The 7,297-nt window shown below is 32.6% G+C and carries 7 protein-coding genes and 1 pseudogene; 3 read left to right on the top strand and 5 right to left on the bottom strand.

Going from position 1 to position 7,297, the window contains the following annotated elements; genetic code table 11:
* Nucleotides 1–261: 261 nt before the first annotated feature.
* Nucleotides 262–702: pseudogene (locus CQZ94_RS29695) on the bottom strand (plasmid recombination protein); the annotation flags it as partial.
* 473 nt (nucleotides 703–1,175) lie between these two features.
* On the opposite strand from CQZ94_RS29695, the gene CQZ94_RS29685 reads away from it, so the two are divergent.
* Together CQZ94_RS29685 and CQZ94_RS29680 are read left to right on the top strand one after the other, a co-directional pair.
* Nucleotides 1,176–1,637 (top strand): hypothetical protein, encoded by a 462-nt coding sequence (locus tag CQZ94_RS29685; protein WP_105588305.1) that lies wholly within the window; start codon nucleotides 1,176–1,178, stop codon nucleotides 1,635–1,637.
* Between the two features lie 341 nt (nucleotides 1,638–1,978).
* Nucleotides 1,979–2,653: a CPBP family intramembrane glutamic endopeptidase gene (locus CQZ94_RS29680; protein WP_105588304.1), complete on the top strand. Its 675-nt coding sequence runs from the start codon at nucleotides 1,979–1,981 to the stop codon at nucleotides 2,651–2,653.
* Nucleotides 2,654–2,839: 186 nt separating this feature from the next.
* Here the strand turns inward: CQZ94_RS29680 and CQZ94_RS29675 are convergent, their stop codons facing one another.
* The 3 genes from CQZ94_RS29675 to CQZ94_RS29665 form a co-directional block, all read right to left on the bottom strand.
* Nucleotides 2,840–3,361: a DUF3967 domain-containing protein gene (locus CQZ94_RS29675; RefSeq protein ID WP_105588303.1), complete on the bottom strand. Its 522-nt coding sequence runs from the start codon at nucleotides 3,359–3,361 to the stop codon at nucleotides 2,840–2,842.
* A 148-nt stretch (nucleotides 3,362–3,509) separates the two neighbouring features.
* A complete protein-coding gene (locus CQZ94_RS29670) occupies nucleotides 3,510–4,115 on the bottom strand; it encodes a cupin domain-containing protein (protein WP_105588302.1) in 606 nt (201 codons plus the stop codon).
* 454 nt (nucleotides 4,116–4,569) lie between these two features.
* Entirely contained in the window at nucleotides 4,570–5,181 is a 612-nt protein-coding gene (locus CQZ94_RS29665) for a TetR/AcrR family transcriptional regulator (protein ID WP_105588301.1), read from the bottom strand.
* 128 nt (nucleotides 5,182–5,309) lie between these two features.
* On the opposite strand from CQZ94_RS29665, the gene CQZ94_RS29660 reads away from it, so the two are divergent.
* On the top strand, nucleotides 5,310–5,660 hold the full coding sequence (locus tag CQZ94_RS29660; protein WP_016103962.1) for an SH3 domain-containing protein: 351 nt from the start codon (nucleotides 5,310–5,312) through the stop codon (nucleotides 5,658–5,660).
* Between the two features lie 987 nt (nucleotides 5,661–6,647).
* On the opposite strand, the gene CQZ94_RS29650 is transcribed toward CQZ94_RS29660, so the two are convergent.
* A complete protein-coding gene (locus CQZ94_RS29650; RefSeq protein ID WP_105588306.1) occupies nucleotides 6,648–7,262 on the bottom strand; it encodes a hypothetical protein in 615 nt (204 codons plus the stop codon).
* Between the last annotated feature and the right edge of the window lie 35 nt (nucleotides 7,263–7,297).

Below are 7,297 nucleotides of genomic sequence, written 5' to 3'. Positions count from 1 at the left end.
TTTCAGCTTGTCCAAAATCTACAACTTTTGTCATAAAATAATTCTCTCCCTTAGTGGAAGGAATCAACTAACCTATGCTACAATGTGTATAGAATATATATTAGGTTGATTCCAACCTGATTATGAAAAACCGCCTGTCCGCCAAGACATTGGGCGGTTTTTTCGTCTTTCTCTATAATAACATGGAATCTCTTACTAAGGATTCCCATCTGCTGCAAAAACACAACATTCAATCCTCTTTTTCTGCTTCAAACGCACCCCAGGTACATAGTTAATATGTAAATGTGGATTCGCTTCATCATCATGTAAAACCATGTTATAAACTGCTAGGTTCGGATTCCGCTCTTGAAACGCCTCAGCATACTGTTTTAACGCTTCCTTTTTGGCTTCCCTATACTTTGGGTCATCTTTACCCTCTCCAACCGCTACAACCAATTCTCGTTGTTCATGTGTCTTTTCATTTTTACGTATATTGTCATAGTAATCCTGAATCTTACGGTCATTGCGTTTTTGTTTCTCATTATACTTGTCCACCGCTTCTTGAAAGATATCCTTATATACACTTTGGATGTCCTTTTGAACAAAGTAGATATTCTCGTCTAACCTGGATAGATCGATACCAGGATTCCCATGAATGTTTTCTCTGTTATTATGGCTTAATGAACTTTGGTGAGATTGATTAAATGAGATAGAGAACAACATAAAGTGCCACCACTTCCCCTAGATTAATTGATACAATAAGTCTAGCAAGGCGACGAAATTGTGTCAATTGACGTAACCCTATACGTATTTTGACGCTAACGCATCAAAATCCATAGGGGTCTGCGACGCTTTTCGGCTTTGCCGAGCCATGCTTAGCATGGTAAAAACAAACCTTGGGCGTTGCCCAAACCCACTGGGGAAATCTTCCCCAGACCCCATCTAACAAACTCCCCCAACCCCCTCATTTTTTGAGGGGGCTCCCTCGCCGGTAGGCAGGGTCAAACGGGTACCGTTTGACAACCACAAGAGGGTCTGGGACAGTAAGTCTGTCAACTCCTTAATGCTCCTTCACTTCACTATCGTTTCGTTTTGTCCGCTTACCGTTGACAGACACGAGAAGATATTTTCTTATTAATATAAAGAAATATTCATGCTACTATATTCTTAATAATTACATAAGGAGTTTCAATTAAATGAACAAGAAAAAAATAGGTTTATTTATTTTAGTAATCATTATTCTTTGGTTTGTATTTCCTCTTTCACCTTATTTAGCAGATTTAAATCATACAGAACAAAAGTTATATGATACATTACAAAAATCCCAAGATATTTATACACTAAAAGAGCAAAAACCTAAAACAGTAGTAAGATTATATTTACATTCAATACAAGAAAAAAATTATGAAACAACTTATCTTTTCTATAAAAATGATAAAAAAATGACCGAAGAAAAGAAACAATTTTTAAAAGAGGCACCTGAATTTCATAAAACAATTCTATCATCTTTTAGATTTGCAAGATCATCTGTAGTAATAAACGAAGATTACAAGGATTCCGCAGTTATTAATATGCTCCCATGGATAGGTACAGACATTCAATTCCATATGTATCAAAAAAATGAAACATGGTTTATATACGACGTTCCTTTTCAATAATTGAATAATTTCAAATCTAGCAATATAAAACTAAAAGGGACTCTTTCCCCAGTTTTTGGTATGTCCAGATTGATTTGAAAGTAAACTTTTAGATATTAGTTTACATTCAAAACCTCTTAGTCATTGACTTCTTATCAAATCCCCTGATATCCTCAATTTATATAACAAAAGTATACATTCAAAACGCTGTAAACAGCCAACGAAAAGCAAAACTCTACATTTTAGAATTAACTTTTAAAAAATTACTTAATATGAAATATTTGGTATATAATAGACTTAGAGATTAATCTTTAAGTTGTCTATTAGTTGAAGGATATGTGAAATTAATTGGGGGTGAAATAATGACAGACAACAACTTGACTAGGAATAATATAATTAAACGTGTAGATCATAAAGTTTCTTCTAAAGATGAGAAATTAACAGGTCTAGTATTAGGTACCTTATCTGTAGCTTTGACTAGTTGCATAATCTTCTGGTTTATAGGTAATCCACAAAGATTTATTGAACATAGGTTAGGAATTAACTCTAATGCTTTTGACTATCCAATTGCTTGGCTATTCGTTATTCTCATCTCGTTTGGTTATGTTTTCTATACAAGTAAGGCAGTGCCTTTTGTAGGAGAACGATTATTTACATTTTCTTGGCTAAAGATAATCGGGATTTGGGCTGCCATCGTGTCAAGTATCGTAGAAGAAATATTATTTAGACAAGCGTTAATGGACTGGATAAACAATGAAGGTTATTCCGTGATAGTACAAATAATTGTTTCCGCCTTAATTTTTGGTTTAGCTCACGGTGCTTGGGTTTTGCTTAGAGGAGAATTAAAGGTTGCTTTACCTATTATATTATCTACTACGATTCTTGGAGGTCTACTTGCCTTTTTATATATTATTTCAGAACGACATATATTAGCCCCAATTGTTGCTCATATCCTAATTAACTTAATGATTGAACCATGGCTTATGTTATCTGCTATATCTCAGAAATGGAATGTTAAAAGTTTTAAAGATAAATAAAATCATCAAAGAACAGGGAGATTTATAGATTTCCTTGTCCTTTGATGATTTCTCAGTTCACTAAAATATATACTCTATACAAAACTAGTTAACATAAAACCACTTATCGGTAGTAAACAAAAAAGCTCACTTCTTATCTTTTTTCAAATAAGAAGTGAGCTTTTATTTCTATTATTAAATTCTAATTTATTTACGAAATAGACGACTCCAAAGTGATTTCTTCTGTTCTGAAGCTGCTATTAAACGCTTGCTATCTTGTATTTCTCTTAACACTTGCATTAATTGAATATCTCTTTGATCTTCTCTTATTATCCTTTGAGCATCAGTTTCCTGTAAGAGTTTACTTTGTTGATCCAATCTTTGAATTAACTCTAAATTAAGTTGTTCTAATCGTTCTATACGTTCTGTTAATGCTTTTATGTGTTCTGTATCTGCTACACTATCTGTAACAACAGTTGCTATCTTATTTTCTGTAACACTTGTCATTGCTAGATTTATAGCCTGTTCTAGTGTTACGTTCTTCTTGTTCATAGCTGTTACTAGTCGTTCTATAGTTGCTACATCTTTATGATAAAAAATTCTAGAATTATTACTACCGCGCTCGAAAGGATACCCAACTTCCTCCAGGGCAAGGCAATATTTACGCAAAGTACTTGAGCCAATCCCTAAGTTCTTGGCTACCTCAGATCCCCAATAAGTTTGAGCCATATTTTGTCCTCCCTCTGCTCCAAGCTGTTCTCCAGTTGCTATATAGTCTTTTCCTTCTTTAAAAAGGTAACACCTTCTTTTTAAAATTTAAAGAAGAGTTTTCAATTGTTTTTTAAAACACAGTTATAGATTTTATAATAAAGCTTGATTAATAACTAATTGTATTCCTATTGCCATGACTATAATCTTCTTCCATAGCCAATGCATCTGCTTTAGTAACATGAACGGTACCAAATGGATGATTTGGAGGAGCATATATCGAATAAAGTTTTAACGGAATATTACCTGTATTAGTTACATTATGCCATGTTCCTGCAGGTATCATTATTGCAAAATCATCATAGGCATTTCTTTGAAAATTTAAATTATCTTTACTCTTGCCCATTTGAACAATTCCCTGACCTTGCTCAATACGTAAAAATTGATCAACATTAGGATGTATTTCCAAACCTATATCTTCGCCAACATTGATGCTCATTAAGGTAACTTGTAAATGTTTCCCTGTCCATAAAGCAGTACGATACGTATTATTTTGCTTTGCTGCTTCATTGATATTAACAACAAATGGTTCTGATCCATAATCTTTTAACGGAATACTTCCATCACCATTGGAAAAACGAAAAAAATCAAATCTGTTTGTATACTCTATCTCATTAGGAAAAGTCCAGTAAACAGACTGTCTTCCATAGTTATACATTGGTACATTAGCATAATAAGGATATTGATATCGATACATAAAAGGAATATAGTACATTTTTCTCAATCCTTCACAATTTTATAAAATTATCCTATGCACTGGTTAAGTCAATGTACTTAAATTCAAAGTAACTTTTGTAAAGAAAGATTTTTAGCCTAAAACACTTATTTCATTAAATGGATCTTTAATTTAACAATACAATTGAAGTTTAAAAACCAAAAGAAAAAAACTATATCAATAAAGTTTTTTTATCGAACTTTGTTTTAAAATTATCAATCTTTTTTATACAAGATTTCATACGTTTTTTTGTACTAATACAGGACATTCACAAGCCTAAAAAACCCTAATATCTCCACAATGTATAAAATCATGCATAGGATGATAAACAAAGAAAAAGCGAAATCCTAATTATATCAATGGATTTCGCTTTTTCCTTGCTACCGATAATGATGCGTTATGTTAACTTTACATGTATATAATATTCATAAATTATCATTCAGACATCATACTCTTATTCATCTTTTTTATTCGGTTCTTGAATTTGAAGGAGTTCAATAAAAACATTTAGCATGTCCTGGATTTGAATTCGATTGTCTACAAAATGTTGCAAATTAAATCCATTAAAAATAGCCATGCTTGTTGTTGCTAAAGTTCTAGCATCTAATGGACTTCCGACAATACCTTCGTCCTTCATTTTTTGAAAAAAATGTGTAAGAAATGACCTCCATTCCTCCATCTGAAGAATAAGCATCTCTTTTATTTGTGGTAATTCATTCGAAACCATACATCCTTGGAGAAGCATAGGAGAAGACCCCTTTTCATAAGACTCATTTACTAAACGCATGGAGTATTCTTTAAATGTATTTAGCAAATCTTGATCTTTTCCATTAAGAGCTTCCTTTAAATCTTCAAAATAAAAATCTATACCTTCTTTTATCAACTTTAGCAAGAACTCCTCTTTGTTGGGAAAATGAACATAAAAAGCCCCTTTAGAGTATCCAGCATGTTTTACAATTTGATCAATGCTTGTCCTAGAATAGCCTTGTTTAGAAAATAATTCAATCCCCGATTGCATTATTTTGTTAATCGTATTTTCTGATTGTTTTTGATGATAATTCACCATAGTACCCCCTTTTTGAAAAGGAAACTGAATGTTTAATTAATTTTAGTATATTCCTCAGCATACAATAAATTAATTAATACTGACTAGTTAGTATTAATAACATCTATATTAAAAAGGGGGAATTTATTTTGTTACGTCGCTTATCTATTTGTACTTTACTAACAGCTTTTATGTTTAGTTTGTTTACATTTAGTGGATCTGCTTTCGCGGCTACGAATACCACTGAAAATGAAACTGTAGTAACAGCTTGCACAAAAGGAGGTACGGTAGGTATATATGGTTCAAAAATGCGCAGTTTTCCCAGCGTCGGATCGTCTGTTTTATACACATTTCCTAGTGGTAAGAGAATTACTGGAACATGGGTAAAAGGTGAGTATGTTCAAGGTCATTACAGTAATTCTAATCAGTGGTTAAAAGTTACCTATAACGGGAAGACAGGTTATGTATCTCACACAACATTATATAACATTTGCCAATAAGGGTAGCATCAGGATTTTGCGGATTTACCCTATTAATACTTAACTAATTTTGCTTCAAATAAGGCTGGATAGCATCCCGAAAATGCTATAAACAACTTAACGTTGTAAATCCACATTTTCGGGACGCTATCCCTTTAAGAGGTAATCATTTAATTTTGTAGAAAATAAATATAGAAAATCAAAGTAAGTAAGAGATTACTTTGATTGGGTAAGGTCCATTCTTATCCGAAACATGTAGTTTCCGTTTTTGCCTATGTAACTAACAATAATGATGAAGTTTTACTAGTCAAAACACATTGGCGTTCGGATACTTAGGAACTTTCAGGGAGACAAGTTGAAGAAGGCGAATCCTTAAGTAAAACTGTAAGTAGAGAATTCCTTAAAGAGACAGGTATTATGCTTCTGATAACGATAATTATGTAAATAAGCTGTCCATATGGACAGCTTATTGTTTTTTATGGTTTTATTCTAGTCTTTTGGTTTAAAAGTTGCTTTTTGGCTAGAGTACTGGCTCGTCGTGTGGGGGCGAAACCCCACGTATTACGTATCTATTTTTTGAATAAGAACTATTTTGGGACGAATGATCTAGGCGGTTCGGCTCGTATACTTGCTTGTCCAAGTCGAGAACCATTGCTTTGCTTTTTGTCTGTCGGCTTGGCGATATAAGCAAATCGAGCCGAAAAAAGTTCCGCAAGGACTATATATAAAAGAAAAGGCGTTAGCCTTTAGGTGAGGATGAACGAACCGACTTTTTTATATAGAGGGTGGAGATTTTTGAGTGTTCTTTTCAAAAATACAACCCGTTCCTTACGGAACTTTTAGCCTTTATATATAGAGTGAGAAGAGAGAGAGTTTTAAAAGTGGTATAAACCGTTGATATAACTAGGTTTATGATGTTTTTCGTGTGTATCGAAAACAATACACATTCGTATCGAAAACAATACACACGAAAATGAGTAAAAAAATAAGATTGACTAATTGTCAATCTTAAAATAATTTATCTGGTAAATCTTTCAATATCTTCATTTTCATAGCTTTATAAAAGATCGCTTTAAGTGCTTCATTTACATTATCCTTATCTCCTGCATAAATAATGTGCGGATTTACAAATAATGAATAAGCTTTTGCATTATTTCCTTCAATTCCACTTTCAGCTTTCGCTAATATCCCTTTTTTAACCAAAGAATTTACTGAAAGACTTGTATTCGCTCGTGTTAATCCAATTTTTTTTGCAAGTCCTGAAATATTCAATGGAACTGGATTTTTTGATTTCACATCCTCAACAATACAGTTTGAATTAAAAGCAATCGAAGAAACAATATCAATTAAAAATGCTTTTTCTTTAGCTGTAAAGTATTCCCTTTCCCTTAAAAATTCATAATTACTTTGCAAAATTTGAGCAAACCTCACTTTCGACTGAGGACTTTTTTTAGTACCTATGTAAAGCTCTTTACCAGTAGCTTTAGCCATAGTTTCCATGGCTTTTTCTAATTCAACTTCTGAAACATCATTATATAACTCTTGAAATTTTTCATTTTCAATTTCTAAATCTCTTTTTCTAGCATTTCTTTCAGCTTGTCCAAAATCTACAACTTTTGTCATAAAATAATTCTCTCCCTTAGTGGAAGGAATCAACT

It is taken from the genome of Bacillus sp. MYb209 (assembly GCF_002975175.1).
Classification (GTDB): domain Bacteria; phylum Bacillota; class Bacilli; order Bacillales; family Bacillaceae_G; genus Bacillus_A.
Note: the sequence above shows the minus strand (reverse complement) of the source record. Positions and strands in the feature narration are given on the sequence as shown.

Coding starts and splice junctions, on each gene's coding strand:
- CQZ94_RS29685 (WP_105588305.1), top strand. CDS start 1,176: ATGAACAAGAAAAAAATAGGTTTATTTATTTTAGTAATCATTATTCTT.
- CQZ94_RS29680 (WP_105588304.1), top strand. CDS start 1,979: ATGACAGACAACAACTTGACTAGGAATAATATAATTAAACGTGTAGAT.
- CQZ94_RS29675 (WP_105588303.1), bottom strand. CDS start 3,361: ATGGCTCAAACTTATTGGGGATCTGAGGTAGCCAAGAACTTAGGGATT.
- CQZ94_RS29670 (WP_105588302.1), bottom strand. CDS start 4,115: ATGTACTATATTCCTTTTATGTATCGATATCAATATCCTTATTATGCT.
- CQZ94_RS29665 (WP_105588301.1), bottom strand. CDS start 5,181: ATGGTGAATTATCATCAAAAACAATCAGAAAATACGATTAACAAAATA.
- CQZ94_RS29650 (WP_105588306.1), bottom strand. CDS start 7,262: ATGACAAAAGTTGTAGATTTTGGACAAGCTGAAAGAAATGCTAGAAAA.